Source organism: Geotalea uraniireducens Rf4, from assembly GCF_000016745.1.
GTDB classification, from domain to species: Bacteria; Desulfobacterota; Desulfuromonadia; order Geobacterales; family Geobacteraceae; genus Geotalea; species Geotalea uraniireducens.
In genome coordinates, this window is the sequence record NC_009483.1 from 1,650,103 (window position 1) to 1,675,511 (window position 25,409).

Genomic DNA, 25,409 nt, shown 5'->3' on the forward strand with positions numbered 1-25,409 from the left:
CTATTTTCGTTTAAATGAAATTATAACTCCTGATTCTTCACGGATCTGGAGTTTTATATAAATCTTCGTCCCATCTGGTTCGATGGAGTTGTAGACATCCTGCCAATAGCCGGGCATGTCTTCCGACGGCATCTTTTTCTTGAATTCATCCAGGGTCACTTGCGACACCCGATCAACCATCTCGTCATCATCAGCGTACCCGAGTGCCGCTGCTTCCTGGCGGTCTCTTCGGGTGATAATCCGGGTATCTGAATTCCTGAGAAGCCTCTTTATCTTTTCAAGCGAATAATAAGGGGTATCTGTCATTAGTATGCTTTCCCTGCTAACCATGTCAAGTCAAAAAAGTATCATTATGATACCCGTAGAATAGCCGGATGCCACATCTTGTGGATGTTTTTCCTTAGCCACCACATGCAGGGCTATCCTTTGAAATTATTTTCACAGCAGCGCATTTGCGTGCTTCTTTTGGGAACATCCGCACTTCGGAATACATAACAAAAATCCAATTAAGGCCAACAAACTACCGCTAACGGCAGGAGAAGTCAAGGGCGCACAATGTTATCACCTGAATTCTGTAAACCTCGCCAGACACAGAGAAAACCTTAAGCCTAAGCCGGACAAGCCGGAACCAAACAAGAAAGCAGAACCTCAATTGGACGCAGAAAAGGCGGAAAAATCGGATAAAGGCAGATTAACCTTAAAGCCACAACGAGCATGAAGCCATAAGTTTTTAAAATCCGCTTTGATCCGCCTTTTCAGATTTTCTGCGTCCCGTTTGTTTGTTTTGAGGTCTAAAACAGAGGTCAGCGCTGCAAGGCCTCTTTTGCCTGGCGCAGGCTGATTTTTCGCTTGGTGGCAATGGCGTGGCGGCGGATCTGCTCCAGGGCGTTCAGCAGGGATGGGATATCGCGGCGGATATGGACGAGCAGGTGGGCGATTACGTCTTCGGGGAGCGCAACCTGCCGGTCTTCGGCCAGTTTTTGCAGGATCATGCGCAGGGAGTCGTCTCCGGAAATATCCAGTTTCGTCACAAGTCCCCATAAAAGGCGCGAGGTAAGGTGCCCGTCAAGATGGGGGAGTTCTTTGGGGGGATTGAGGCCGGTGATCGCAATCTTTTTCCCGGCGGTATAAAAATCGTTGAAGAGCTGCCAGAGTTCAACCCGGATGTTGTCGTTGTCCGGGATCAGGTGGATGTCGTCCACCAGAAGCGCCGGGGCATTGTTGAACCGTTCGGCGAGCTTTGACGGCTCTTCTGCCGGATAGTTTCCCCGGTACAATTCATCGATGTTTTTGAAGGAGATGGAGGGAATGGCATCCAGCCCGGCCTCGCGGCAAATGCTGTTTGCCATTGCCGTCAACAGGTGGGTTTTGCCAGAGCCGGTGGAGCCGTACAGGTAGAGCAGGTTTTCAGTGCCGTCCCCCTCTGCCAGTTGCCGGGCAAAGTGATAGGCGGTTTTGTTGCCTGCGCAGACCACAAAATTGTCGAAGCCGAATTTGGGATTTACCGGAAAATCGAAAATGAGTTGCATGGCTAAAAGAGTTTCCCTTGCGGCGGTTCCGGCACGATCCGTCCGAAATGCAGGTAGGCGGCCTTGGTGGCGACCCGGCCGCGCGGGGTGCGGTTCAGGAAGCCATTCTGGATCAGGAACGGTTCATAGACGTCCTCGATGGTGTCGCTCTCCTCGCTGATGGCTGCGGCGATGGTGTCGAGCCCTACCGGTCCGCCGCCGAACTTGTCGATGATGGTCAGAAGGATCATCCGGTCCATCTGGTCGAATCCCATTTCGTCGATTTCCAGGAGCGCCAGGGCGTCCTGCACTACCTTCATGGTAATGACGCCATCCGCCTTCACCTGGGCGAAGTCGCGGACCCTGCGCAGGAGCCGGTTGGCGATCCGGGGAGTGCCGCGGCTGCGGCGGGCCATTTCTGCCGCTCCGTCCGTCTTGATTTCCATGCCGAGGATGCGTGCCGATCGGGTGATGATGAAAGCCAGTTCCTCGTCGGTGTAGAATTCCAGGCGGGAGATGACGCCAAAACGGTCCCTGAGCGGCGATGACAGAAGCCCTGCCCGAGTGGTCGCCCCAACCAGGGTGAACTTGGGGAGATCGAGCTTGATGGTGCGGGCGCTCGGTCCCTGGCCGATGATGATGTCGAGCTGGAAATCCTCCATGGCCGGGTAGAGAATCTCTTCGACCACGTGGGAAAGACGGTGGATCTCATCGATGAAAAGCACGTCGTGGGCTTCCAGATTGGTGAGGATGGCGGCCAGGTCGCCAGGACGTTCGATGACCGGTCCCGAGGTGGACTTGATGTTTACTCCCATCTCGCAGGCGATGATATTGGCGAGGGTGGTCTTGCCCAGTCCCGGCGGGCCATAGAGGAGCACGTGGTCGAGGGCTTCGTCCCGTCCCCTGGCAGCGTCGATGAAGATTCGCAGGTTCCCCTTGGCCTTTTCCTGCCCCACATAGTCGTCGAGGGCTCTCGGCCGGAGCGTCGCCTCGATCAGGGCATCGTCGTCGGTTATACTTGGGGTTATGGTCCGGGTCATTTGGGTGTCCTGTAGCGCGCGGTTCGATGGAACGTGAATGGTGGGGCTCGCTCCGCACCAATGTTTACTTCATCAGCTTTTTCAGTGCCTGTTTGAGGATCGATTCCACCGAGGCGTCAGCCGGGATGTCGATTGCTTCCAGTGCCTTCTGCACCACGGCTTCCTTGTATCCGAGGTTGACCAGTGCGGAGATCACGTCATCCCTGATGTCCTGTCTGCCGGGGGAGGGGGGCGCATCCTCCCGGATGGAGAACGGTCCCATTTTCTTAACCTTCTCCCGTAATTCCAGTACCAGGCGCTCCGCAGTTTTTTTGCCGATCCCGGGGATGGCGGAGAGCCTTGCCAGATCACCCCGGATCAAGGCGTCCGAGAGGTTTTCGGCCTCGATGTTGGAAAGGATGCCGTTCCCCAGCTTCGGTCCCACACCCGAGACGGAGATGAGGAGCTGAAACATCTCCTTCTCTGCCATGGTTCGAAAACCATAGAGATTGATGGCATCTTCCTTGACGTGGGTGTAAATGTTGAGGGTGACTACGCCGCCTGCGTCCGGCAGTGCGTAATAGGTGGAAAATGGGATCTGCACCCGGTAACCTACGCCGCCTATGTCGAGAATGATGAAGTCGGGGGATTTGTGTGCCAGTTTTCCTGCCAGGAGCGCGATCATGGGAAATCCGTGAATAGTGAACTGTAAAAGGCGAATGGTATTGAGCAAAAAACACTAAGCATTTGTTTTCCCCACTTTGTCCATTATCTTCAACATCCCGGACAGAACGGAAGAGTTTGCGTGGCAGACAGCCACAGCCAAGGCGTCCGAAGCGTCTTCCTGGGCGATCTCGGGCAGGTTGAGCAGCACTTTTATCATCTGCTGTACCTGCTGCTTGGCTGCCTTGCCGTTTCCCACCACGGCCTGCTTGACCTGAAGGGCGGTGTATTCAAAGACCGGCAGCCCCGCGATGACACCTGCGACAATGGCGGCGCCCCGTGCCTGACCGAGTTTGAGCGCACTTTGCACGTTATTGGAGAAAAAGATGTTTTCCACTGCCACGGCATCCGGCCGGTACGTTTCGATGATCTCGGCGAGCCCCCGGTAGATGCGTTCCAGCCGCGCGGGGAAGTCTTTCGCCTTGTCGGTGAAAATCGCACCGTTGTCCACGTGGATGAGGCGGTTGCCTTCTTTCGAGATTACGCCGTAACCGGTGATGCGGGAACCCGGGTCGATGCCTAATATTTTCATGTTTCCTTTGGATGCTGCCGAAACGTTTAGGGGCGGGTTTCAAACCCGCCCCTAAAATTTACATCATTTTATCCATCTCTTCTTCAGAGATGTCGAAGTTGGCGTAGACGTTCTGGACATCGTCATTGTCCTCCATCCGATCCATGAGTTTGAGCATGTTTTCAGCCTGCTTCCCTTCTAGCTTGACCATGGTCTGGGGAATCATGGTCACCTCGGCCGATTCCGGCTTGAACCCCGCTTTTTCCAGGGTGTCCCGTACTTCCATGAAGCTGACCGGGTCGGTCGTTACCTCTATCTGCTCTTCTTCATCTGAGACATCTTCGGCGCCCGCTTCGATGGCTGCTTCGAACAGTTTGTCGAAATCAACGGATTTGGGGAAAACCATCAGCCCCTTCTTGTCGAACATCCAGGAGACGCATCCTGATTCCCCCATGTTGCCGTTGCACTTGGTGAAAATGCTGCGGACATCGGAAACGGTGCGGTTGCGGTTGTCGGTCATTACCTCGACCAGTACGGCCGCGCCGCCCGGACCGTAGCCTTCGTAGGTGGTTTCCTCGTAGACGACGCCATCCATGCCGCCGGTTCCCTTTTTGATGGCGCGCTCGATGTTGTCCTTCGGCATGTTTTCGCCCTTGGCCTTGTCAATGGCGGTGCGCAGGCGGGGGTTGCCTTCCGGGTCACCTCCACCGAGCTTGGCGGCGACGGTGATTTCCTTGATGAGCTTGGTGAAGATCTTGCCGCGCTTGGCGTCAGCGGCGCCCTTTTTGTGTTTGATGGTGCTCCACTTATTATGTCCTGACATATGAAACAAATCCTTTCACGTGTAGTAATCGGGGTAAAAAAACCCGCAAATAGTAACATGGAAAAAATGGGGTTGTAAAGAGGGAAAATGCGGCTAATATTGAACGAACTATGGTTGTCATGCACCGTCAAACCCAAACAAGGAGACTCTTCTTACATGTCTGTACCGGAAAACAATATGAAAATCGAAAACAGAGTGAAACGCAAGCATTGCCCTGGTGCAAGGGATATGTTTGGTCTCTTGCGGGCAGGGTGTCTGGCCGCATGTTGCGCAATTGTTTTTGTGGCTCTTCTGACTGGATGTGCCACAACGAATTCGGGTGGCAGGGAACTCCCGCCGCTGCTTGCCCAGGATGAACTTCTGCGTCCTTATGTGAAGATGGCGGTGGTGGAAGTCAACCGGGAGCAATTCGGCGATGTGTACGAACTGAAAACGGAGGATTATGACTGGGCATACCAGGCGCTGCGCGAAGAGGCTGCAAAGATCGGCGCCGATGCCGTTATCCTTCCTGAAATAAAGGTGGAAGCCACATCCTATATATTTTTCCCTTCCAGCAATGTAAATGGGCGGGGAACAGCAATCAAATTTCGTTGATCCGATCTAAGGAGCCTGTCGGACTTAGGAATGAATCTACTGCGAGAACGGAAAATCGGTCCATATTCCCGGGAATTTTCGACAAATAGGTCCACTATTCGCTCTCAAATTTCCGGCAATCTGTCCTCGATTTGCCATTCTCTCGTTACGATCCCCTAAGTCCGACGGGCTCCTAGATTTTCTTCCCTTAAATTTTCAGCATACCTCAATCCATTGTAAGTAAAACCATCTTTGTCCATTCAGGTGATTATGTAAAGCCTTCAAAAATAATGCTTTACGCAAATTGAGGGTAGACGTTTATACCTTTTGGCAATTAAATAAACCTATGTTTTACAATATATGTGATATATTACGGTATGTAATTGTATATCGGTTCAAAATTGCAAAACCTTGAAAATAGGGGTTTTACAACTTTTTAAAGAAATTAAAATAAAATACTCTTGACTGTAATAAAACGACGTGTTAAAAATTTAGAAAAATAATTACAATAATATTTAAAACGTACATTGAATAATGTGTAAACGGGAGCATTATGGACCGTGAAAAAAGTTCATACGCTGTTCAAGCCGTTGAAAATGCACTCGACATCCTTGAGACGCTCGCCGAGGAAACTCCGGATGGGACGCTGCCGTATCTGGCAAAAAAACTGGGGATTAGCAGGAATAAAGCATTTCGATTATTAGCAACTTTAGAAAATAGGGGCCTGGTCGAAAAAGAAGAGTGGAGCGGGAACTACCGGCTTGGGCTTTCTACCGTAGAGCTGGCGCAACGATTCCTGAAAAACATAAGCCTGATCAAGCATGCCCATCCGGTCATGGAGGGGCTTGTCAGGAGGCATGACGAGGCTGTTTACATGACCGTGCTGCGTGGGAGCGAGGTGCTTTTCCTCGACATGGTCGATTGCGATCAGCAGATAAAGGCTGCGCCCCTGGTCGGGAAAAGGTTCCCTTTTTTCACCAATGCAGCGGGTAAGGCAATAAAAGCCCTGGAATCGAGGGATTTGCTGGAAAAGTTCTTCCATCGCCGCAATAAGGACATTCCGGACCTGGCCGGGCTTGAGGTCGAACTGGACACCATTCGCGAAAAAGGGGTTGCCGTTGACAGCGGAGGTCTTGGCGAGGGGATTGTCAGTGTTGCCGTTGCTGTAAGGGATTATGCTGGAAAGGTTGTTGGCGCCCTTACCATGCTGGGCCCATCGTTTCGCATGGTCGCCAGCCGTCTTGAAAACGAAATTATCCCGTCGCTGTGCGATGGGGCTGAAATGCTTTCCATGAAATTCGGCTATGCCAGGATGTGAGTAGGAAACGTATCATGGATAAAAAAAATTACGAAAGGGGGGTGGCTTAGAAAATTCTTGTACATGAGGCGTGAAACGCTTCCTTCTAATGGTTATCTTACTATGAAAGGAGTAACTACCATGGCAGAAAGACAGTATGACTGGGCGGCGATAGCCAAAAACCCAAAATTTGTAGAACTCCACCACAAAAAAACCGTATTTCTTTTCGGTTGGTGGATTTTTTCATCCGTATTTTATTTTCTCCTCCCAATCGGCGCGGCATATACGCCGGGACTCTTCAAGATCAAGATCATCAGCAACATTAACTTCGGTTATCTGTTCGCTCTCTCCCAGTTCTTTGTTTCCTGGGGGATTGCACTGTATTATTCACATGTGGCGAACAAGGATTTTGACCGGCTTACCCGCGAACTGGTAGACGAACTCAAGTAAAGGAGGACTAAAAAACATGAAAAAATTATTTGTTGCGTTGACTTTAGCCCTCTCATTGGGCACCATCGCCTACGCCGCAGAGCCGGCAAAGGCTCCTGCCGGTGCTCCGGCCGCTCCGGCCGCCACTGCGCCAACTACTACACAGGCTGCTCCTGCAGCCGCCACGGCAGCCTCTCCCACTGCCGCCCCGGTAGCAGCCAAGGCCGCAGCCCCAGCGCAGACGAAGATCAAGGCCAATAAAGCCATCACCATCGGCATGTTCGCTATCATTATTGCCGCTACCATGTGCGTCGTCGTCTGGGCTGCAAAGCAGACCAAGACGGCGGCCGATTTCTATGCAGCCGGCGGCGGGATCACCGGCACCCAAAACGGTTGGGCCATCGCCGGTGACTACATGTCGGCGGCCTCGTTCCTGGGTATTTCGGGCCTCATCTCCCTCTACGGCTATGACGGATTCATGTATTCGGTCGGCTGGCTGGTGGCCTACATCACCGTGCTGCTGATCGTTGCCGAGCCGTGCCGGAATGCGGGTAAATACACCCTTGGCGACATTCTTTCCTTCAGGACCGACCCGAAACCGGTGCGCGCCATAGCGGCAATTTCGACAGTTGCGGTTTCCACATTCTACCTCACCGCCCAGATGGTCGGTGCAGGCAAGCTCATGCAGCTGCTCCTTGAAATCCCCTATAAAACCGCCATCATCGGCGTCGGCTGTCTCATGGTCGTCTACGTAGTGTTCGGCGGCATGACCGCCACCACCTGGGTACAGATCATCAAGGCCGGTCTGCTCATGAGCGGCGCATTCCTCCTCTCCATTCTGGTCATGCTCAAGTCCGGGATGAACCCGTTTCAGTTTTTCCAGGATATCGTCAGCAGCACCAACATCCAGGACCATGTACAGATCAACGTCCTGAAAGACGTGGTGAAAAAAGACGGGTTCGATTACGGCCAGCGGTTCCTCGAACCAGGCCTGTTTCTGAAGAATCCGCTCGATCAGATATCACTCGGTATGGCGCTGGTGCTCGGTACTGCCGGCATGCCGCACATCCTCATGCGCTTCTTTACCGTCCCCACTGCCCAGGCAGCACGTAAGTCGGTCGTTATCGCCATGTTCATTATCGGCTCCTTCTATATTCTGACCACGCTGCTCGGCTTCGGCGCTGCAATCCATGTTACGCCGCAGAACATCATGGGCGTTGACAAGGGTGGCAACATGGCCGCCATGATGCTGGCGCAGAAACTGGGCGGCGATATCGCTCCGATAGTCGGCGACATTTTCCTCGCTTTCCTCTGCGCAGTTGCCTTCGCGACGATCCTTGCCGTTGTTTCCGGTCTGGTGCTTGCCGCGTCCGCGGCGATCGCCCATGACATCTATGTAAACGTCATCAAGGACGGCCATGCTGACCAGCACGAGCAGGTAATGGCTGCACGTATTACCTCGTTATGTGTCGGCGCAGTGGCCATCGTCATCGGTATCGCTGCAGAGAAGCAGAACGTTGCCCACCTGGTGGCGCTGGCGTTCGCGGTTGCTTCCTCCGGCAACCTGCCGGTTGTTGTTCTTACCCTCTTCTGGAGGAAGTTCAATACCGCCGGTGTTATTTCCGGTCTGCTGGTCGGAACAATCGCTTCCATCGGCCTTGTTATGGTATCGCCCAACATGACCTACCCGAACAAGGTTGCCGATGACGCCAAGAAGGTTTATATGGCGCTGGAGAAGAAGGCCGCTGACGGCAAGGTTCTCAGTGAAAAAGACCTGAAGACCATTACCGACAAAAAGGTAGAAGAAGTCAAGAACCGCGGCGGCAAATCGATCATGGGGCTGGATAAACCGCTCTTCGATCTGAAAAACCCCGGCATCATCTCCATACCGCTCGGCTTTATCGCTGCCATACTCGGTTGCCTGGCATTCCCGAGCAGGCGTTCCGAGGAGATGTTCGACGAACTCTATGTTCGGCAGAATACCGGTATCGGTATGGCCAAGGCCGTTGAACACTAACAAGTGGTTGTATATGTGATAGAATTGGGGAAGGCTTGCCTTCCCCATTTTTTTATGGAAATAGAACGATGCCCCATGGAAACATATTAGTGCAGGAATCTTCTGCTGAGGTCCTGGACAACGTCATTGCGAGGGTGAGGGATTTTATGCCTCTGCTTGAGAGGGGGGAGACCCGGCGTTTGCTCCATTCTCTCATCGGTGGTCTGGACCGGGAGATGGTGTGGATGCAGACTTTGTCTGCACGGGAGACCGATCTTCGGCAACAGGTTGTCGTCGCCACAGAATACCACCTTTTGAAGGGGGTTCACGACGCGCTGAATGCCCTGGAGATGGAACGATTCCTGAAAACCCTCTCGGTTCCCGCCCTGCACAAAAACTGCACCGAATACCGGGATGTCCTGGCAGGCCGTGCGTTGGAGCTGGTTGCGCAAGAGATGGAATCTTCCGGCAAGGGCGCGCCGCCGCTTTCGTTTGCCCTTATCAGCATGGGGAGCGACGGTCGGGAAGAACAGACACTCATCACTGACCAGGATTACCTGGTCGTTTACGAAGATGGCGGTGGCGAGGCTGCTGACGACTATTTCCGCGAATTTTCCGAGCTTCTCGTGGAGAGGTTGGCGGAGGTCGGTTTCAAGAAATGCACAGGCGATATAATGCCGAGCAATCCCACCTGGCGCGGCTCTCTCTCCCAATGGAAGAAACGCCTCCTGGCGATTGTCCGTTACGAATTTGCGGATTACGCAAAAAACCTCATGGATCTCATCGTCCTTTCCGATGCCCGTTATGTTGCCGGTGACCGGGAACTGGCGTCCAACCTCGTAAGAAGCATCCGCAGCTTGCAGCAGGATTATTTCCACGTTCTGTGGGGAATGGCCAAGGCCGCCACCGAGATGAAAGTGGCGCTCGGCTTCCTGAAGAGGCTCTGGACCGAAGGAAGCGGGGAACACAAGGGGGAGTTCAATCTGAAGCTCCTCGCCTGGGCTCCGCTGGTCATGAATGTCCGCATTCTTGCCATCAACCAGGCGGTTCCCGCGACCAGCACGCTGCAGCGCATAGAGCTTCTCGAAAAGGAGAAGAGCTTTTCCACTACCATGGCAGGCGGCCTCAAAGACGCCTACCACATCCTCACCCGGCACCGCATTCTGCTGCAGATCAAGGTAATAAAGGGAATCGCGAAGGACTCCTACCACCTGAACCCTTATCAGTTGCCCACTGCAGAGCGGGAACGCATCCGCCATGCCCTCCTTCGCATCGAAGAACTGCAGAAAACCATTCACGTCAATTTCTCCATCATGTAGGTTCAGTCCCGCCAGGTGGTCATGGCTCATAACTTGCTGATTATTCGATTCCTGTTATAAACCCCAAAACGGCAGTTAGCCACGAATGACACGAATAAACACTAATGTTTTTAACCGCTTGTAAAGTCTTGAGTAGTCACCGATCTGGTGAGTGTCTTCTGCATCACAAGAGCTTGTATATTCGTGCAAATTCGTGAAATTCGTGGTTAAAATGCTTTTTATAGGATAAATGGCTGGATTTTTTTTGCGTGTATACATAATATGCTGTAATTCCCGTCGAATTAAGGCTTTTCATGCACAGGTATCTGTTCAACTTCATGCTCAATCTGAAGCTCCGCTGGAAGCTGCTCGTGGTGGTGTTGCCGCTGGTTATCATTCCCATTTTCCTGGTTGGCGGTGTAATCGGCTACATATCGACCCAGCAGGCCTATCTCGGCATCACCCAGACGAGTAAGGCCGATCTGGAGCACATGTCGAGCTTTACCATCGATCTGATCAACTCCCACCGCCAGCAGTTTCAGGTATACAAGAAGGACAAGGAACGGAGCTTCAATCTGGAGTTGGCGACCCTCACCAACCTGTCCTACAATCTGGTCGAAGCGGAGCAGCGCCAGTTCAGGAGCGGCCGCATAGATTTATTGACGGCCCGCCAGGAAGCGCGCAAAGCCCTGAAAAAGGTGAATGTCGGGGAAACCGGCTATATCTACGCCATGTCAAGCAGGGGTGATCTCAAGGTCCACATCGCCCGTGAGGATGAGAACGTTTATAATGAGAAAGATGAAAACGGCCGCTACTTCATCCGCGAGATGTGCGAGAAGGCGCTCAAGTCGAAGCCGGGCGAGGTGCTATATATCGTTTACCCCTGGCGCAATGCGGTTTTGGGTGATAAATATCCCCGGAAAAAGGTGGTGGCGTACCGCTATTTCAAGGACTGGGACTGGATCATCGCCACCGGCGGTTATCTGGAGGAGACCTACGAGGATGTCGCCTTTGAAAAGCGTTCCTTTGCCGAACTGAAGGAGAAGATCAAGGGCAAGCAGGTCGGCAAGACCGGCTATATCTTCTGCATGGACAGCAAGGGGAACTTCACTGTCCATCCCGATGGGGAAGGGAAGAACTTTTATGGTGCGAAGGATAGCGACGGCAACCATTTCATTCGGGAGATGTGTCTCAATAAGAGCGGTTGGATTCGCTACCCCTGGAAAAACGCTGGTGAAAAAGCGCCGCGGATGAAGATCGTTAAATATGCGTATTTTCAGCCCTGGGACTGGATTGTGGCGGTCGGTTCCTACGAGGATGAATTCTACCAGGAGGCCAAGGATATAAAGCGGCGCATCCTTGAAAGCATGGTGGTGCTGACCTTTTTTGTCTGCATGATTGCCGTGGCGCTGGTTTTTCTCGCTTCCAAGGTGCTGACCGATCCGATAAACCACATGATCGCCGTTATCCGCAAGGTCAAGCAGGGACGGCTCAGCGAGCGGATGGAAGTCGACACGAACGACGAGCTGGGGGAGCTGGCACTGGCCTTCAATCGCATGACCCAGATCATAAAAAACAACAAGGAGATGGAGGCAAACCTGGCGCAACAGGGAAAAATGGCGTCTTTGGGGGTTCTTTCCTCCGGCGTGGCCCATGAAATCAATAATCCGCTCGGGGTGATACTCGGTTACGCCGGATACCTTGAAGGGAAGATGAGTGCCGACGATCCCAACTTCCGCTTCATTCACGAGATCAAACGCGAAAGCAAGCGCTGCAAGAAGATCGTCCAGGATCTCCTGAGTTACGCCCGGACGCCGAAGCCGACCCTGGAGGAGACCGACATCAACGAGCTTCTGGAGCAGATCGTCGACTTTGCCGCCAACCATACCGACATGCACCATGTTTCGGTGGTGAAGGAGTTTGCCAAGGATCTGCCGCGGATCATGGCGGACGGGGACCAGTTGCGCCAGGTGGCCATCAACCTGATTCTCAATGCTGGCGCCGCCATGCAGAGCGGCGGCACGCTGGTCGTGCGCACCATGCTCGATGACGAGGGGTATATCCATCTGATCTTCAGCGACAACGGCGCTGGTATTTCCGCCGAGAACCTGGAAAAGATATTCGAGCCGTTCTTTACCACCAAGACCAAGGGGACCGGCCTGGGGCTTGCGATCACCAGGCAGATCATCGATCAGCACCAGGGAAAAATCGCCATAGAGAGCGAGCCGGGGAAAGGGACGACGGTGACGGTAAAGCTGCCGGTGGAGAGGGAAGAGTTTTGAATGCCGGAGATGAGGAAAGCTAATGGGATGTTGCGTGTGAGCGTCAACCCGTTTGCCTCAAAATGCGCACTTGAATGAACCATATATTGTACGTTATAATGTACAAAAAACAGTTATGCGAGGTGCCGTATGCAAAGGTTGAAAATTGATCAGGATATCAGGCCGATGTCCGAGTTCAGGACGGGGATCGCTTCGTTTCTTAAGCAGGTGCATGACACCAAACGACCTATGATTATTACCCAGCATGGTAAAGGCGTAGCCGTTTTACTTGATGTGAACGAATACGAATCCATGCAGGAAAAAATCGAACTTCTTCAGGATATACAAACGTCCGTCAGCCAGTTGGAAAGCGGCGCCGGCATGGAAAATAATGATGCAAAGGCAATGGTGCTGAAGCGAGCTGGAAAATGAGGATAGTCTGGTCCCCTCTCGCAGTAGATAGGGCATCTGAAATAGCCGGATATATAGCCCAGGACAATCCAACCGCAGCAGAAAATTGGGTAAATGCAGTCTTTGCACAAGTTGGGCGGTTAAAGTCGTTTCCCGATAGGGGGCGCGTTGTGTCGGAAATCAATAACGATAGTTTTCGAGAACTGATTTACGGAAATTATAGAATTATTTACCGAATAGAAGAAAAACAGGTCTCTATTCTTACGATTCGGCATGGAAAGCAGATTTTACCTGTGGATGAAATTCTTGGATAAACAGGTCGCGGAGGAGTTTCTCCTTCAAAGTCGGCCGAAACTGACGTAGTCAGGGGAGCATTGAATAACCGGCAGGTGCAAAATGATCTGCTTCGTCGTATAACCTCTCCAAAAGGAGGCCCAGGATGAAAAGAAAGTTCAATGGCAAACGGCAGGCAGCGAAAATGGTCCTGGGAGTTGCCTGGTACGAGCCGGAGCAATGGGAGAGGCTGTTGGATATTTCCACGGACCGCGACGAGCTTGAAGCCACCCATGCCGAGTGGGAACGGAATGCCGTTCACTCCATGAAGAGCTTATCGCGTGGCGGGGTCTGGCTGGAAAAGGTGTCAGTAGATCTGGAGGAGCTTGTGCAGTGGTGTCTCTCCCGGAACCTCCCTGTGGATGGCAAGTCGCGGGCTGCGTTTGCTTCGGAAAAGCTGCGGCAAGGGTCGGAAGAGCACAAGTTGGGTTGAGGCGTGCTTGCCTGACCCCTACGGCTTTCCTCTGGATGTTGAGCAATAAAGAAATACTGAGATACATCAATTCCAATCGAGGTACTTATGAAGGCAGCAATATCTGGTTTGTTATTCCTATCTGTTTACCTTCCGTCGTTTTGCTTTGCTTCTGATCTATCCCAGCGAGCAGCTGCTGAGAAGTTGATGATGGAAACAAGGATAGACAAGATGTTAGAAAAATACACCCTAGAAACCGAAGAAAAACTGAAAAAGCAACTACTTGCAGTAGCTCCCAAGGACACGGACAGGCAGATAGCAGAGAAGTATTTTGACAATATCAACAAAATTATTAACCGCGAATTGGGGTGGCAAAAAATCAAAGATGAAGTAGTTGCAGTGTATGCTGATCTTTATACTAAGGATGAGCTTAATGAAATGAGTAAGTTCTTTTCTAGTCCTGCAGGCCAGAAATTTATTGCTAAAGCTTCTGAGTTGAATGAAAGGCTCATATCTGTACTGAGAGTTAAAATGCAAGGCTGTCTTCCTGAAGTCAAAAAACTTGCAGGAGATATGGAAAAAGAGATGGCAAACAAGAATATTCGGTAGCTCAACCAGGAGGCGGCACGCGGGCTACGCTAACGCTTCGCCGGTGCGCCCCCGCACCGTTGGATGATAACCAGCAAAAAATGATGTACATTTTCGAAGCGGCATTAGGCAAGAGGGAGTGGAATGAACAAATTGTTATGCTTCTGCTATGTCTTCATGCTTTCGCTGTGCTTAATGATCTCTGGGTGCAGTTGGAAAACCTGCAACCAGGATAACCCTGACGAGTACCACAAATATTGGGAAAACGAGGAGAACAGGAAGAATAGCATCCTCTACCCCATTACTGACGAATACGAGCAAGAGCGCAAAGGCTTAAAACGGTAACAGGCCTCAAATACATAGGTGTCAAGTCTCCAGTGACGATGAGAGCGTTTCCCCTCCAGATGCTGGGGCCATTTTCATGGCACTGGCCGAGGATTGCCAAGTATTTTGACTGGCTCACAGCGGGCGTGTTCGCTTCACTGGGAGTCAGGCTGGCTGTGGCGCAAAGATGAATCGTCTGTAATTGAGGGTTTTCTGAAAGCCCCCATCTTGCACCCTCCCCCAGCCCCTCCCATCGAAGGGAGGGGGGCTTATAATTCCCTCTCCCCTGGTGGACCCAAATTGCGGGCCTAAAGGAGAGGGCCAGGGAGAGGGGCTTATCAACTAACTATTCACGAGGTTTGAGAAGTGTCCGACAAGAAACGAATCATGGTGATCGACAACGAGGAGGGGCTGTGCCGGATGATGGAGGCGGTCCTTCTCGATAACGGATATGCGGTAAAGGCTTTTCTCCGGTCGTTTGAGGCTGTTGAGGCATTTGTGGCCGGTCAATGGGACCTGGTGGTCACCGACATAAAGATGCCTGGCATGGATGGTCTTGAGGTGTTGCAGAAGATAAAGATCAAGGACCCCACCATTCCGGTAATCATGGTGACCGCCTATGCCACGGTGGAGATGTCGATCCAGGCCCTGCGCCGGGGGGCCTACGATATGCTGACCAAGCCGTTCGAGCCGGAGGAGCTCCTCTACCGCGTGAAAAACGCCCTCAAGCATACCCAGCTCCTGGAGGAAAACCGGGAGCTGCGGGAAGAGCTGGTGGGTAAATTCCGTTTCGACAACATCATCGGCGCTTCGGACGGGCTGAAGGCCGTGCTGGAGCGGGTGGAAAAGGTGGCGATCCGCGACACCTCCGTCCTGATAACCGGGGAGTCCGGGACCGGCAAGGAGCTCATCGCCCAGGCGATCCACTACAATTCCCTGCGCAAGGAGAAAAAATTCGTCGCCATCAACTGCGGGGCGCTCCCCGAGTCGCTTCTGGAGAGTGAACTGTTCGGCTACAAGAAGGGGGCCTTTACCGGCGCCAAGGAGAACCGCCAGGGGCTTCTGGAGGCGGCCGATGGCGGCACCCTGTTCCTTGACGAGGTGGGGAATCTTCCCATGAACGTGCAGAAGACCCTGCTCCGCTTCCTGCAGGAGCAGGAATTCCATCGCATCGGCGATACCACGCCGACCAAGGTCGATGTGCGGATACTCTCCGCGACCAATTCCGACCTGAAGGCTGCGGTGAGAAGCGGAGAGTTCCGTGAAGACCTCTACTACCGGTTGAACGTGGTCAACATCCACTTGCCGCCGCTGCGGGAGCGGAAAGCGGACATCCCTCTCTTGGCTGCCCACTTCATTGCGTTGCAGAACAAGAAATTCGGCACCATGGTGCAAGGTCTTTCTCCCGAAGCCCTCGAAGCTGCCCTCGGCTATAGCTGGATGGGGAATATACGCCAGATGAAAAACGTCATCGAGGCTTCACTGGCCATGGAGAGCGGTGATTACATCAGCCTGCCGGTAATTTCCCAGTTTATTGAAGTTCCCCTGACAGAGGACGGAACCGGGATTGTTGCTGAAGAGGGTGAATATACCAGGGCCTTGTCACGCTTTGAAATCGAATATCTGAAGGGATTATTGCGCAAAAACAACGGCAACATCGAGGCCGCTGCCCGCGAGGCGGGAATGAACATGGCCACCATTTACCGGAAGATAAAAAAATACAACATCAAGAAAGAGGATTATTCGTAACCTTGACGCTTTACAGGATGATCCCGGCTGTGATGGGAGCAATTCGCATTTGTGCAAAAAACATGAAAACCCTTCGCATCGCTGCAAAACCTATTTTTCCGTTTGTCCCCATTTCGTAACCCACTTAAATCACTGCTTTTTGTTGTACTGTGATTCAACAACGATAAAAAATTTCGTTTACACTAAAAAGTGGATTCCGCAAAACTTGTTTGCATTCTTGCAAAAGCCCGCCTGCTCCCTTCTCTTTAATGTTTGTATTCACTGTATTGTAACATACTTAAATATAAGGGTAAATCCGTAGATATTCGCAATTTTACCGCTTTGGTACGGTGGTTGCTAATAGTGTATACAGTTACTCCTTCATTGTAGGGGATGATGCCGGAGAGGTTGGGAGGCTGATCCGGCGTCATCCTGTACGAAAAACAAAAAGGCCTGCGGGCTTTAGAAACCATATGAGGTCCCCATGAAGGTTGAGACAGTCTGCCCCTTCTACGGAAAAAACGATGATTTTTGCGATGTCGGTTGTGGATATATTTCGCCGCACGATGTCAATCAGATAATTAGGTTCTGTAGTTGCCGATACAAGGAGTGTTTTAAGTATCAGGAGCTGTCGGACCGTCTGCCCAAAGAGATTTTCGAACCAGCTTGATGCTGATTTACAAGGAGGATGCCATGCTTTACAACCTGTGCCTTCATTTTAACGGAATGTATTTAACTGCAGCGATTACGTTGGCAGCAGCTTTTGTTCTTATTTCAATTATAAAGGAGAAAAAAGATGAGCGAAAAAGAGCTTGAACTATTGGCAAGAATAGAAGATCTGGAGCGGCACACCTGGCGTAACAGCGCTATCCTGAGGGCCGTCGCAATGGTTGCTTTTACCGCTTTTTTCGGCATTATCATCGCCTCCGGCGTTGTCGGCGGCGGTCGCGGCAGCCACTGGTCGGGGCCGGCCTGGAACACCATGTGGCTCTATGGCCTCTTTGCTGCGAATGCGGTGTCGATGTTCTGGACCACGCATAAAGAGTAGGGGCCGGCCCAAGTGCCCGCCCGGATACCGGCATCCAGACAGTGATGCCCCCTACCGAATTGAACTTTAACTGGAGGATAGAACAATGCCAATGAAATTTACAAATATAGTTCTGCTGCTGGTCGTGGTAACGCTCTGTGCCGCGTTTTCCATGCGCATTTTTCAGGGCCTGGACGAGATGATGGGGGACCAATACTGGGTTGTCGATACCACCCAGGGAGATCATGGCTGGTATGCCATGGGACTCCTTCCTCATGTGACGAAGGTGGCCAAGGATGTGGTCAAGGCCGCGAACACCGACCCCACAATTAAAGAAAAGTACATCATTTATGCACAGAGCGGCGACTTTGCCGGTAACTCCGTGTACGGCATCTGTTTCGGCATTCCGCTCATCATGTACCTGATCTGGTTCGCCTTCATCCTCGGCTTCCCCGACCGGGTCGATCCTTACCTGCTGCCGAGAAGGATCTTCACCATTGCCGCGGTCATCATCTGTTCGGTTCTGGTCAACCTCTTCCTGATGAGAATCGCTGCAGACTTTGCCCGCGACCCGATGGCCCGCATCGCCAATGTTGCAGGCAACCACTCATCGCTTCTTTTCCACAACGCAGGCATCTGGTTCGCCATTCTTTTCTCGGCTCTCGGCACTCATAACCACAGCGCCCAGGAATCCGCCGCACCCGATAGCCGCAACTGGCAGACCCAGGCCAACGAGAAGTTCTCCTGGATGTTTACCCTGCTGGCAGCAGTGACTGTGCTGGAAGTGGCTCTGGTGAGTAACAAGCTGGCTCTGCCGGACGCAGCCGTCGACTATTCCGTCTGGATCATCTGGGTGGTCATCTTCATGCGCATGTACGGCTTCTCTCCCAAATACTGGATGAAGCGTGGTCGCGGCATCGCCATCATGGTCGTCGGCACCATCCTCACCCTCCCTGTTTTCTACCTGCTGGAGAGGGCAACCGGCACGCTCGGCGCCGGCTTTGCCTCACCGATCCTGACCAAGGCGCTTGGGCCCGAGAACGCCAATATCGGCCTCTCTCTCATGGTTTCCATCTACCTCATCTTCTGGATGGAGTTTGCCACGGCAATCAGGATGAACGGCCCGGCCAAGGCAGCGGCGGTGGAGAAGCATTGACGGCGGTCGATGGTCGATAGTCGATAGTCGATGGTAAAAAACGGCAGCGAGAGATCGCTGTCGTTTTTTTTGTCTTGATTTGGATAGCTGAAAAATCTTGCCAGGGTTATGCTGCATCTGATATCACAGCAGCATGAAGTCTCCCGAATTTATCGTCTCAGCATGGCTCTTTCCCGTCCTTTTCCTTACCGGCATGTTCGCCGGCCTGGTCGATTCCATTGCCGGCGGCGGAGGGCTCATTACCATCCCGGTATTGCTCGGTCTCGGCATGCCGCCACAGTACGCCCTCGGCACCAACAAGCTGCAGTCAACCTTCGGCTCTGCCAGCGCCATGGCCCACTTTGCCCATGCGGGGGTCATCAGCCTGAAGGAAAGTCTGGCCGGCGTTGTCTGGACCGCCTGCGGCGCCGGTCTCGGCGCTTATACGGTGCAGCTCCTTGATCCCGGTTTCCTGCGACGGGTAATTCCCTATCTGCTGCTGGCCATAGCCCTCTATACCCTCCTTTCTCCCAGATTGGGGCATGAAGACGTTCATCCGCGCCTGGAGCGCAAGGTCTTTTACCTCTTTTTCGGCCTTCTGCTCGGTTTCTACGATGGGTTTCTCGGCCCGGGAACCGGCTCTTTCTGGGTTATCGCCCTGATGCTCGGTCTCGGCCACAACATGAAAAAGGCCACCGGCTACACAAAGCTGATGAATTTCATCAGCAACATTGTTTCCCTGGTCGTGTTCGTTGCCGGGGGGCATGTCTATTACGGGGCAGGTCTTGCCATGGGGGTGGGGCAGGCTGTTGGGGCCAGGGTAGGATCAAGGCTGGTCCTGGCAAGGGGGGCTCGCTTTGTCCGGCCGATTTTTATAGCGGCGGTGTTTGCAGTAACTGCCAAGCTACTGTATGAGAACTACCGTTGAATAACTGCAACGCAAAAGGGGCCGTAAAAGGGCCCCTTTGTTCTGACCGTATGAGGTGATGATATTCAGGGCTTGTGGTGGCAGCGGGTGCAGTTGTCCTTGATCTGGAAAGCCTTTTCTCCGTTGTGGCATCTGCCGCAATACTTGCCTGCATAGAGATCATTCATGGTTATCTTTACCCCCCCTTTTTTCATCTCCGGGAAGATGACGGGGTTATGGCAATCTTTGCAGGTCAGCCCGGCATTTTTGTGCGTTTGGCCATCGAAAACAACGGCCCCCATCGGGCTCCCGCTATATTCCAGTTTTTTGTCGGCTTGCACGGCAAGGGCAGCGCCGCTAAAAGAGAATGCCAGGATAACGCCAAACATGAATGTTTTCGTTTTCATCGTTCATTTCTCCTTTGCGTGAAGACGTTAGAGCAATGTAATATGTCTCAACTATGCCAGCATATCCGGCAATGTCAAGAACAGGTCAGGCATCGCCGTTTACCTCGCCCGGCTCTACTCGCGTTTCCAGTGCTTCCAGTTCCCCTTCCAGGTGGGAGATCAGGTTTACTACCTGTTCCCGGTAAGAGGAGGGCACATCCGGTACGCTGCGCAAAGCAGTATCCAATCGCCGGGCTGCGGCCAGGCTTGCCTTGACAGGGACCAGCGGGTCGGCTTTTTCCTCGCCATGGGCGGCGGCAACTTCCTTGAACCGTTTCAATACCGTTGGGTGGCTCCGTTCCTCCTCCACCACGCTTTTGCGCAGTTCGGCGTACTCCTCATCGGAAAACCGTTTCTCCTCCATGGCCTGGCGGAGCAGGTCCACGGAACGATAGTCAGGCAGCGGCTTCAGCTCGTCACGCCGCGCCAGCAGTTCCGGCTCCTGTTTCTCCATGTAGCGGTAGGCGAGGGTGAGCTTTTCCGCCGTCCCTTTCTTGATGCGGATCTCCTGCACGCAGTACTCTTCGAAACTCTGGTAGCCCCATTCCCGGAAGTGGCCGCGTGAGCTCACCTGCAACAGCTTGTCTCCCAGTTCCACCCAGGATGATTTGAAACGCTTTGCGGTGTCGAGCACCTGGTAGCGCTCCGAGTCCGGCTCAAGCTGCTCCATGATCTTCTCGATATGTCGTTCGCCGCTGGATTGTGGTGTGTCGGTCATGGTCTGCACTCTCCTCGTATTGTCTAGAAGGCAACTTATCAGAATGAAGCATGTTTTTGAAGTTTTTTTCACTTGGCTGGGTGAACGGTTCGGAGTACTATTCATAGCCGAATTGCGGTTTGAAAGGATATGGCATGCAGCAGGAACAAAGGACGGTCGGCTCGGAAACGGTGCGGATGATTGAATTGGGTCATCCATGGATCATCGCCGATAACCATACCAGGAAATGGCCGGCAGGCAAGGCCGGTGATGTTGTAGAACTGGCCGATGGCAACGGGCGTTTTATCGCCACTGCGCTTCTTGACCCCGATGATCGGATCGTGGCGCGGGTGCTCTCACGGGAACGGATGCGTCCGGACAGGACATGGCTTTCAAGACGCCTGCAAACGGCCATTCAGCTGCGCCGGAGCCATGCCGATCTGGCAGATACGAGCGCCTACCGCCTGGTCAATGGCGAGGGGGATGGTCTTCCCGGCCTGACGGTGGACTGCTATGGCGAGTATCTCATGGTGCAGCTCTACAGCGTGGGCTGGCGTCCTCATCTGAAGGCCGTGACCCAGGTTTTGCAGGAACTGCTGCACCCTGCGGGGATCTACGAGAAGTCCCGGCCGCAGAAGACCAGGGAGCTTGAGGCGGTGAGCGATACGAAAAGCTATGGACGCTTGCTGGCAGGCGCCCCTGCGCAGCAACCCCTGCAAGTGCAGGAAAACGGCCTGAACTTCCTGGTCAGCTTGGAGCAGGGGCTGAACACCGGCCTGTTTCTGGACCAGCGCAAGAACCGCCGCGACCTGATGGCCCGCGTTCATGGAAAACGGGTGCTCAACCTGTTCGCCTACACCGCCGCTTTTTCCGTGGCGGCAGCGGCGGCAGGGGCAAGCCTCGTCACCAGTGTCGACGCCTCGTCCAGCTACCTGGAGTGGGGCAAGGCGAACTTCGGCGCCAACCGGCTCAATCCAAAACGCCACGAATTCATCGTCGGCGACTGTCTGAACGTGATGCAGGAGCTGGCAAGGCAAGGAAAGGTCTACGACATCATTATCATGGACCCGCCGTCGTTTTCCACCACCGCCAGGAGCCGATTCACCACCCGCGGCGGCACAGCGGACCTGGTGGCAGCGGCGCTTCCCCTGTTGCAGGCGGGAGGCCTGTTGATCACCTCTTCCAACCACCAGAAGATCGATGTGGCCGATTACCTCAAGGAGCTGCGCCGCGGCGCCCTCCAGGCGGGGAACGAGCTGCGCGTCATCTCCCTTGCCGGCCAGCCGGAGGATTTCCCCTATCCGGTCACGTTTCCCGAGGGGCGCTACCTGAAGTACGCGGTGAGTGTTAAAGCAGAGTGAAGAGTCAAAGTAAGGAAGGAGTTTAGTATGGAAACACGTCTGACCGATATGGAAACCCTCCTGATGCACCAGGAGAATACCATCCAGCAGCTCAATGAAGTGGTAAGGGAACAGCAGCGGATGATCGACGGCCTGCGCGCCGAGGTACAGCAGATCAAGGAGCATCTACAGGCCCTTTCTCCGTCTGTCAACAGACTTCCGTCGGAAGAGGAGCCGCCGCCACATTACTGAGTAGGTTCAAGGCACAAACCAAGGAATAAAACCATCGAACCGCAAAGCCGCCAAGTACGCAAAGTAAAATCAACAAAGGTTCTTTTGTAACAAAGCTGAATCTTTGCAAACCCTATTGAATCAAACCCTGATCCATAACGCAGAGACGCCGAGCCGCAGAGAAAAAAAGCTCTAAAAAACAAGCCGTTGATCTTCTTTGCGGCTCTGCGTCTCTGCGTTAAATTTATGTTTTCTGGACTTTCAACTTAAATACGATTGAACCTAAGCAAAGCGTGTAATTGTGCGGAAACAAACCATGCAAAGTAATGTTTTCTTCGCGCTCTTTGCGCCTTTGCGGTTCAAAGATTAAAGGAGGCTTTATGAAGAAGGTAACACTCGGCAATACCGGCTTGAGCATAAATCCGCTCGTTTTCGGCACCCTGCCGCTCGGACCGCTCCAGGCGGGCTTGACCCCGGAAGAAGGGGGGAGGCTGATCCGTTACGCCCTGGAGCAGGGGGTGAACATGCTGGACACGGCCGAGCTCTATCAGACCTATCCCCACATCCGCGCAGCCCTGAACGGTTATAAGGGGGAGGTGCACATCGTCAGCAAGACCCATGCGCCGGACGTGGCGCAGGCACGGGCCCACGTGGAACGCGGCCTCAGGGAGCTGGGGATAGAGCGCTTCGATATTGTCCACCTCCATGGCGCGCGGATAGCCGATCCATTCGTTGAGCGGAAAGAGGTGCTGGATGAACTGCTCCGGATGAAGGAGGAAGGAAAGATCGCCCATGTGGGGCTCTCTTCCCACTACATCTCAGCCATGCGCAAGGCCGTCTCCCACCCGGAGATAGAGGTCGTCCATCCTCTCATCAACCGGACCGGGATGGGGATACTGGACGGGACTGCTCTGGAAATGGCGGAGGCCATCGCGGCCAACGGCCGGAGCGGCAAGGGGGTCTACGCCATGAAGGCCCTGGCGGGAGGCAATCTCATCTCCGAGGCGCGCGCCAGCATCCGTTATGTGCTCGGCTTGGCCGGGGTTGACGGGGTGGCGATCGGCATGCTGTCCGAGGCGGAGATCGATGCCAACCTGGCGCTCTTCTGTGACGGAGTGGCGGATGAAACGGTCTGGACGGGGCTTGAGAGCAAGCGGCGCAAGCTCAGGATCATGACCCGGTTCTGCAAGGGGTGCGGTAAGTGTCTTGATGCCTGTGCCAGCAGCGCCCTCTCGGTGGTGGACGGCCATGCGCAGGTGGATGAGGAGGCCTGCATCCTCTGCGGCTACTGCGCCGCTTCCTGCCCTGAGTTTATTATCAGGGTGGTGTAAGGGGGAAACGACCCCTAATCCCTTTGTCTCAAGATTTCCGTTTCTTCAGTTTCACAGACTGCCATTGAACAGGCCGGTAGCGACTATCTGAATTGCATCAGGAAGAGCTACTGGCCGACTGGAAGCTCGTGATGAACGGAGAAGAACCATTCAAGATTCAACCTCTTCAGTAAGGAGTGAGACCATGTATCCTTCGGTAAAAGAAGTTGTTCCCGGCGATGACTATATCATTTCCGTTGTGTTCGATAATGGTGAGTGCGGCACTCTTGACATGAAACCACTCCTTGATTTTGGTGTATTTCAGTGGATCAAGGACTATGATGCTTTCAAACGGGTTCGTGTTGCGTTCGATACCATCGAATGGGATTGCAGGGTTGATCTTGACCCTGAGTATGTCTATGCAAGATGCAAGGCGGGTAAAGCCGCATAACGAGCGAATAAACGCTGACTTCGCTGCGTTTCGCAGGTTATCCGCCGCACCGTTTGCAGATTTATATACAGGAGGAAACATGAAATTTTTACAAAGATTTGGGATGTTTTGCTCTATCTTGATTATTACTTCCTGTGCCTCTTTGCAACCGCATTTGCCAGAGGTTCAAATCCCCCCGGAACGGATATCGCAGAAGGGCTATTCGCTTGTGCCATTAAATGAAAAAGGGTGGCTGATTGCTGGTCGCAATGCGTACCAATTAGCTCTTGTAAAGCGAGGCGAGAATCCGGATGAAACATTTGCTATTCAGGCGATACCTTTTAGGTTGCCCACGTTCAAAACGCACGAAGAATTTGTCCGCCTAATTGAGGAGGGTCAATCTAAAGATACTGATCCACAGCGTTTCAATATAGTGAAGCAAGAAGTTACTGGCTACCTGATGAAAGGGACTGACTGCGTTAAGTCTCATATGATAACCGAGGACCTCGCAGCTGTTAAGATTTCAGGCAAGTCCGGAAATATGCTACTTGAGGCGCTGACGCTTACATGCGCACATCCCAAGGACAACAGCGTTGGAATCAGCGTTATATATTCACAGCGGTATTATCCAGGGCAGAGGGATACGGCATTTGTTGAAAAGGCAATGAGTGTCCTTAATCAAAGTCGAGCTTACTGATTTCTAGGCCGATATGGCATACCCAGGGCGTAGTGCCGGGGCCGCAAACAACGCGGCCTTGCACACTCCCTAGACTGTTCGCTAAGACGCAATTGACAATTGTCAGTTGAGTGCCCCCCTCAGATGACCTTCATGTGCTTAAGCAGCTTTACTGTGAGCCTTGAGCACCGACAACGCCTCCGGGTCATGATCCAGCAAAACAAGAGCGCTGCTGACAGCACGGCTAGGCAATAAATCACCACTTTCGTATTTCTGGAAAGCCCGCGGGCCACCGCCGATCAAGAGGCCTGCCGCTTCCTGCGAGAGATGAAGTTTCTTACGGATACGACGAATTTCCTCCGGCTCAAGCAGCCCTTCGCTTCGGGCCTTGAGGAGATTCAACATCCGGTCGGAAACCTTCATATCCTCACCGGTATGTATACTCTCCTCTGATTGGTCACAATACCAACCAGGCATATCGAAAGTAATGCTCTTCCCTTTGTAGGTAAGAGTCATGGGGCGCACCCCGCGATACATTGGCGCCCCCGTTTCCGGACAAACGGGATTAGTCATTGTCTTTCTCCTTGAACGACAGCAGCAAAAACTCGGTTATGGCATCGGCGGTAAACTTCACGTACAGCACACCCGCTTGAGACGGGACATGATACACGTCCTGCCATAACCGGGAATCGGCATAAGCCGTCATAGATTTATAGAAATGGCCTCGCTGCATCGTCTGGATCGTGTCCACAATCTCTGCGCGTCCGTATCCAAGCGCGGCTGCACTACGAAGCGCCGTGCCTGTGACGGCAAGCTTTTCGATACTGGCAAAAGTGGCTTTAAACGCATCAAGATCGTATGTGGGTTTCCGTTTTTCGGCCATAACCACCTTATACACCATAATGGTGTGTAAGGCAATTATTTCGATTTTTTTGTTAAGGGGGCGGCCCTTGAAAAGGGAATAACGAGATAAAAA

At 53.1% G+C, this 25,409-nt stretch carries 31 protein-coding genes; 21 read left to right on the forward strand and 10 right to left on the reverse strand.

The features are described from left to right. The 6 genes from GURA_RS07180 to GURA_RS07205 form a co-directional block, all read right to left on the reverse strand. Positions 1–306, reverse strand: coding sequence for a type II toxin-antitoxin system MqsR family toxin (locus GURA_RS07180; RefSeq protein WP_041245331.1), 306 nt, complete (start codon positions 304–306; stop codon positions 1–3). Between the two features lie 497 nt (positions 307–803). Beyond that, on the reverse strand, positions 804–1,529 hold the full coding sequence (locus tag GURA_RS07185; protein ID WP_011938329.1) for a DnaA/Hda family protein: 726 nt from the start codon (positions 1,527–1,529) through the stop codon (positions 804–806). Between the two features lie 2 nt (positions 1,530–1,531). Beyond that, a complete protein-coding gene (gene ruvB / locus GURA_RS07190; RefSeq protein WP_011938330.1) occupies positions 1,532–2,548 on the reverse strand; it encodes a Holliday junction branch migration DNA helicase RuvB in 1,017 nt (338 codons plus the stop codon). A gap of 64 nt (positions 2,549–2,612) precedes the next feature. Continuing rightward, positions 2,613–3,212, reverse strand: coding sequence for a Holliday junction branch migration protein RuvA (gene ruvA / locus GURA_RS07195; RefSeq protein WP_011938331.1), 600 nt, complete (start codon positions 3,210–3,212; stop codon positions 2,613–2,615). Between the two features lie 54 nt (positions 3,213–3,266). Beyond that, the gene (ruvC, locus tag GURA_RS07200) at positions 3,267–3,782 is read right to left on the reverse strand and encodes a crossover junction endodeoxyribonuclease RuvC (RefSeq protein WP_011938332.1); all 516 of its coding nucleotides are present in this window, start codon (positions 3,780–3,782) and stop codon (positions 3,267–3,269) included. Positions 3,783–3,840: 58 nt separating this feature from the next. Further along, positions 3,841–4,584 carry a YebC/PmpR family DNA-binding transcriptional regulator gene (locus GURA_RS07205; RefSeq protein WP_011938333.1) on the reverse strand — a complete coding sequence of 248 codons (744 nt, stop codon included), beginning with the start codon at positions 4,582–4,584 and terminating at the stop codon, positions 3,841–3,843. A gap of 177 nt (positions 4,585–4,761) precedes the next feature. Between GURA_RS07205 and GURA_RS07210 the strand changes: the two genes are divergently transcribed. From GURA_RS07210 to GURA_RS07280, 16 genes are all read left to right on the forward strand, one after another. Further along, a complete protein-coding gene (locus GURA_RS07210; RefSeq protein WP_157046151.1) occupies positions 4,762–5,178 on the forward strand; it encodes a YbjQ family protein in 417 nt (138 codons plus the stop codon). Positions 5,179–5,710: 532 nt separating this feature from the next. After that, positions 5,711–6,475 carry an IclR family transcriptional regulator gene (locus GURA_RS07215; protein ID WP_011938335.1) on the forward strand — a complete coding sequence of 255 codons (765 nt, stop codon included), beginning with the start codon at positions 5,711–5,713 and terminating at the stop codon, positions 6,473–6,475. A gap of 120 nt (positions 6,476–6,595) precedes the next feature. Further along, positions 6,596–6,904 carry a DUF485 domain-containing protein gene (locus GURA_RS07220; RefSeq protein ID WP_011938336.1) on the forward strand — a complete coding sequence of 103 codons (309 nt, stop codon included), beginning with the start codon at positions 6,596–6,598 and terminating at the stop codon, positions 6,902–6,904. Positions 6,905–6,920: 16 nt separating this feature from the next. Beyond that, the gene (locus GURA_RS07225) at positions 6,921–8,900 is read left to right on the forward strand and encodes a solute symporter family protein (RefSeq protein WP_011938337.1); all 1,980 of its coding nucleotides are present in this window, start codon (positions 6,921–6,923) and stop codon (positions 8,898–8,900) included. Between the two features lie 68 nt (positions 8,901–8,968). Further along, positions 8,969–10,198, forward strand: coding sequence for a putative nucleotidyltransferase substrate binding domain-containing protein (locus tag GURA_RS07230; protein ID WP_011938338.1), 1,230 nt, complete (start codon positions 8,969–8,971; stop codon positions 10,196–10,198). Between the two features lie 293 nt (positions 10,199–10,491). Further along, the gene (locus tag GURA_RS07235) at positions 10,492–12,459 is read left to right on the forward strand and encodes a cache domain-containing protein (protein WP_011938339.1); all 1,968 of its coding nucleotides are present in this window, start codon (positions 10,492–10,494) and stop codon (positions 12,457–12,459) included. 165 nt (positions 12,460–12,624) lie between these two features. Then, positions 12,625–12,870: a type II toxin-antitoxin system Phd/YefM family antitoxin gene (locus GURA_RS07240; protein WP_198134537.1), complete on the forward strand. Its 246-nt coding sequence runs from the start codon at positions 12,625–12,627 to the stop codon at positions 12,868–12,870. Next, positions 12,867–13,163, forward strand: coding sequence for a type II toxin-antitoxin system RelE/ParE family toxin (locus GURA_RS07245; protein ID WP_011938341.1), 297 nt, complete (start codon positions 12,867–12,869; stop codon positions 13,161–13,163). The genes GURA_RS07240 and GURA_RS07245 overlap by 4 nt, the downstream gene beginning before the upstream one ends. A 125-nt stretch (positions 13,164–13,288) precedes the next feature. Beyond that, positions 13,289–13,615 (forward strand): hypothetical protein, encoded by a 327-nt coding sequence (locus GURA_RS07250; protein ID WP_011938342.1) that lies wholly within the window; start codon positions 13,289–13,291, stop codon positions 13,613–13,615. Positions 13,616–13,702: 87 nt separating this feature from the next. Next, positions 13,703–14,203: a DUF2059 domain-containing protein gene (locus GURA_RS07255; RefSeq protein WP_011938343.1), complete on the forward strand. Its 501-nt coding sequence runs from the start codon at positions 13,703–13,705 to the stop codon at positions 14,201–14,203. Between the two features lie 669 nt (positions 14,204–14,872). Beyond that, on the forward strand, positions 14,873–16,255 hold the full coding sequence (locus GURA_RS07265; protein WP_011938345.1) for a sigma-54-dependent transcriptional regulator: 1,383 nt from the start codon (positions 14,873–14,875) through the stop codon (positions 16,253–16,255). A gap of 463 nt (positions 16,256–16,718) precedes the next feature. Further along, positions 16,719–16,904 (forward strand): hypothetical protein, encoded by a 186-nt coding sequence (locus tag GURA_RS25300; protein ID WP_011938346.1) that lies wholly within the window; start codon positions 16,719–16,721, stop codon positions 16,902–16,904. A 23-nt stretch (positions 16,905–16,927) separates the two neighbouring features. Further along, a complete protein-coding gene (locus GURA_RS25095) occupies positions 16,928–17,050 on the forward strand; it encodes a hypothetical protein (RefSeq protein ID WP_268741740.1) in 123 nt (40 codons plus the stop codon). Next, positions 17,031–17,282 (forward strand): hypothetical protein, encoded by a 252-nt coding sequence (locus tag GURA_RS07270; protein WP_011938347.1) that lies wholly within the window; start codon positions 17,031–17,033, stop codon positions 17,280–17,282. The genes GURA_RS25095 and GURA_RS07270 overlap by 20 nt, the downstream gene beginning before the upstream one ends. An 85-nt stretch (positions 17,283–17,367) precedes the next feature. Next, a complete protein-coding gene (locus GURA_RS07275) occupies positions 17,368–18,417 on the forward strand; it encodes a hypothetical protein (RefSeq protein WP_011938348.1) in 1,050 nt (349 codons plus the stop codon). Between the two features lie 133 nt (positions 18,418–18,550). After that, a complete protein-coding gene (locus GURA_RS07280) occupies positions 18,551–19,324 on the forward strand; it encodes a TSUP family transporter (protein WP_011938349.1) in 774 nt (257 codons plus the stop codon). Between the two features lie 65 nt (positions 19,325–19,389). Here GURA_RS07280 and GURA_RS07285 read toward each other — a convergent pair whose 3' ends face one another. Both GURA_RS07285 and GURA_RS07290 read right to left on the reverse strand, forming a co-directional pair. Beyond that, positions 19,390–19,710 (reverse strand): c(7)-type cytochrome triheme domain-containing protein, encoded by a 321-nt coding sequence (locus GURA_RS07285; RefSeq protein WP_011938350.1) that lies wholly within the window; start codon positions 19,708–19,710, stop codon positions 19,390–19,392. Positions 19,711–19,795: 85 nt separating this feature from the next. Further along, complete coding sequence (locus GURA_RS07290) at positions 19,796–20,467, reverse strand: hypothetical protein (RefSeq protein ID WP_011938351.1); 672 nt, start codon at positions 20,465–20,467, stop codon at positions 19,796–19,798. Positions 20,468–20,601: 134 nt separating this feature from the next. Here GURA_RS07290 and GURA_RS07295 point away from each other — a divergent pair, with 134 nt between their 5' ends. From GURA_RS07295 to GURA_RS07315, 5 genes are all read left to right on the forward strand, one after another. Next, positions 20,602–21,807 carry a class I SAM-dependent rRNA methyltransferase gene (locus GURA_RS07295; RefSeq protein WP_011938352.1) on the forward strand — a complete coding sequence of 402 codons (1,206 nt, stop codon included), beginning with the start codon at positions 20,602–20,604 and terminating at the stop codon, positions 21,805–21,807. A 27-nt stretch (positions 21,808–21,834) separates the two neighbouring features. Continuing rightward, positions 21,835–22,038: a SlyX family protein gene (locus GURA_RS07300; RefSeq protein ID WP_011938353.1), complete on the forward strand. Its 204-nt coding sequence runs from the start codon at positions 21,835–21,837 to the stop codon at positions 22,036–22,038. Positions 22,039–22,397: 359 nt separating this feature from the next. After that, positions 22,398–23,348: an aldo/keto reductase gene (locus tag GURA_RS07305; RefSeq protein ID WP_011938354.1), complete on the forward strand. Its 951-nt coding sequence runs from the start codon at positions 22,398–22,400 to the stop codon at positions 23,346–23,348. Positions 23,349–23,532: 184 nt separating this feature from the next. Next, entirely contained in the window at positions 23,533–23,778 is a 246-nt protein-coding gene (locus GURA_RS07310; RefSeq protein ID WP_011938355.1) for a DUF2442 domain-containing protein, read from the forward strand. A gap of 79 nt (positions 23,779–23,857) precedes the next feature. Continuing rightward, complete coding sequence (locus tag GURA_RS07315; RefSeq protein WP_011938356.1) at positions 23,858–24,454, forward strand: hypothetical protein; 597 nt, start codon at positions 23,858–23,860, stop codon at positions 24,452–24,454. 138 nt (positions 24,455–24,592) lie between these two features. On the opposite strand, the gene GURA_RS07320 is transcribed toward GURA_RS07315, so the two are convergent. Beyond that, the gene (locus tag GURA_RS07320) at positions 24,593–25,006 is read right to left on the reverse strand and encodes a type II toxin-antitoxin system MqsA family antitoxin (RefSeq protein WP_011938357.1); all 414 of its coding nucleotides are present in this window, start codon (positions 25,004–25,006) and stop codon (positions 24,593–24,595) included. Beyond that, complete coding sequence (locus tag GURA_RS07325) at positions 24,999–25,316, reverse strand: type II toxin-antitoxin system MqsR family toxin (RefSeq protein ID WP_011938358.1); 318 nt, start codon at positions 25,314–25,316, stop codon at positions 24,999–25,001. Before GURA_RS07325 ends, GURA_RS07320 begins: the two co-directional genes overlap by 8 nt. Positions 25,317–25,409 lie beyond the last annotated feature (93 nt).

Bases quoted from the DNA above. Each gene is read 5' to 3' on its own strand.
- GURA_RS07180 (WP_041245331.1), bottom strand. From the start codon at position 306: ATGACAGATACCCCTTATTATTCGCTTGAAAAGATAAAGAGGCTTCTC.
- GURA_RS07220 (WP_011938336.1), top strand. From the start codon at position 6,596: ATGGCAGAAAGACAGTATGACTGGGCGGCGATAGCCAAAAACCCAAAA.
- GURA_RS07270 (WP_011938347.1), top strand. From the start codon at position 17,031: ATGAGCGAAAAAGAGCTTGAACTATTGGCAAGAATAGAAGATCTGGAG.
- GURA_RS07300 (WP_011938353.1), top strand. From the start codon at position 21,835: ATGGAAACACGTCTGACCGATATGGAAACCCTCCTGATGCACCAGGAG.
- GURA_RS07310 (WP_011938355.1), top strand. From the start codon at position 23,533: ATGTATCCTTCGGTAAAAGAAGTTGTTCCCGGCGATGACTATATCATT.
- GURA_RS25095 (WP_268741740.1), top strand. From the start codon at position 16,928: ATGCTTTACAACCTGTGCCTTCATTTTAACGGAATGTATTTAACTGCA.
- GURA_RS07185 (WP_011938329.1), bottom strand. From the start codon at position 1,529: ATGCAACTCATTTTCGATTTTCCGGTAAATCCCAAATTCGGCTTCGAC.
- ruvA (WP_011938331.1), bottom strand. From the start codon at position 3,212: ATGATCGCGCTCCTGGCAGGAAAACTGGCACACAAATCCCCCGACTTC.
- GURA_RS07235 (WP_011938339.1), top strand. From the start codon at position 10,492: ATGCACAGGTATCTGTTCAACTTCATGCTCAATCTGAAGCTCCGCTGG.
- GURA_RS07240 (WP_198134537.1), top strand. From the start codon at position 12,625: ATGTCCGAGTTCAGGACGGGGATCGCTTCGTTTCTTAAGCAGGTGCAT.
- GURA_RS07205 (WP_011938333.1), bottom strand. From the start codon at position 4,584: ATGTCAGGACATAATAAGTGGAGCACCATCAAACACAAAAAGGGCGCC.
- GURA_RS07230 (WP_011938338.1), top strand. From the start codon at position 8,969: ATGCCCCATGGAAACATATTAGTGCAGGAATCTTCTGCTGAGGTCCTG.
- ruvC (WP_011938332.1), bottom strand. From the start codon at position 3,782: ATGAAAATATTAGGCATCGACCCGGGTTCCCGCATCACCGGTTACGGC.
- GURA_RS07225 (WP_011938337.1), top strand. From the start codon at position 6,921: ATGAAAAAATTATTTGTTGCGTTGACTTTAGCCCTCTCATTGGGCACC.
- ruvB (WP_011938330.1), bottom strand. From the start codon at position 2,548: ATGACCCGGACCATAACCCCAAGTATAACCGACGACGATGCCCTGATC.
- GURA_RS07245 (WP_011938341.1), top strand. From the start codon at position 12,867: ATGAGGATAGTCTGGTCCCCTCTCGCAGTAGATAGGGCATCTGAAATA.
- GURA_RS07280 (WP_011938349.1), top strand. From the start codon at position 18,551: ATGAAGTCTCCCGAATTTATCGTCTCAGCATGGCTCTTTCCCGTCCTT.
- GURA_RS07250 (WP_011938342.1), top strand. From the start codon at position 13,289: ATGAAAAGAAAGTTCAATGGCAAACGGCAGGCAGCGAAAATGGTCCTG.
- GURA_RS07290 (WP_011938351.1), bottom strand. From the start codon at position 20,467: ATGACCGACACACCACAATCCAGCGGCGAACGACATATCGAGAAGATC.
- GURA_RS07295 (WP_011938352.1), top strand. From the start codon at position 20,602: ATGCAGCAGGAACAAAGGACGGTCGGCTCGGAAACGGTGCGGATGATT.
- GURA_RS07255 (WP_011938343.1), top strand. From the start codon at position 13,703: ATGAAGGCAGCAATATCTGGTTTGTTATTCCTATCTGTTTACCTTCCG.
- GURA_RS07305 (WP_011938354.1), top strand. From the start codon at position 22,398: ATGAAGAAGGTAACACTCGGCAATACCGGCTTGAGCATAAATCCGCTC.
- GURA_RS07315 (WP_011938356.1), top strand. From the start codon at position 23,858: ATGAAATTTTTACAAAGATTTGGGATGTTTTGCTCTATCTTGATTATT.
- GURA_RS07320 (WP_011938357.1), bottom strand. From the start codon at position 25,006: ATGACTAATCCCGTTTGTCCGGAAACGGGGGCGCCAATGTATCGCGGG.
- GURA_RS07215 (WP_011938335.1), top strand. From the start codon at position 5,711: ATGGACCGTGAAAAAAGTTCATACGCTGTTCAAGCCGTTGAAAATGCA.
- GURA_RS07285 (WP_011938350.1), bottom strand. From the start codon at position 19,710: ATGAAAACGAAAACATTCATGTTTGGCGTTATCCTGGCATTCTCTTTT.
- GURA_RS25300 (WP_011938346.1), top strand. From the start codon at position 16,719: ATGAAGGTTGAGACAGTCTGCCCCTTCTACGGAAAAAACGATGATTTT.
- GURA_RS07325 (WP_011938358.1), bottom strand. From the start codon at position 25,316: ATGGCCGAAAAACGGAAACCCACATACGATCTTGATGCGTTTAAAGCC.
- GURA_RS07210 (WP_157046151.1), top strand. From the start codon at position 4,762: ATGAAAATCGAAAACAGAGTGAAACGCAAGCATTGCCCTGGTGCAAGG.
- GURA_RS07275 (WP_011938348.1), top strand. From the start codon at position 17,368: ATGCCAATGAAATTTACAAATATAGTTCTGCTGCTGGTCGTGGTAACG.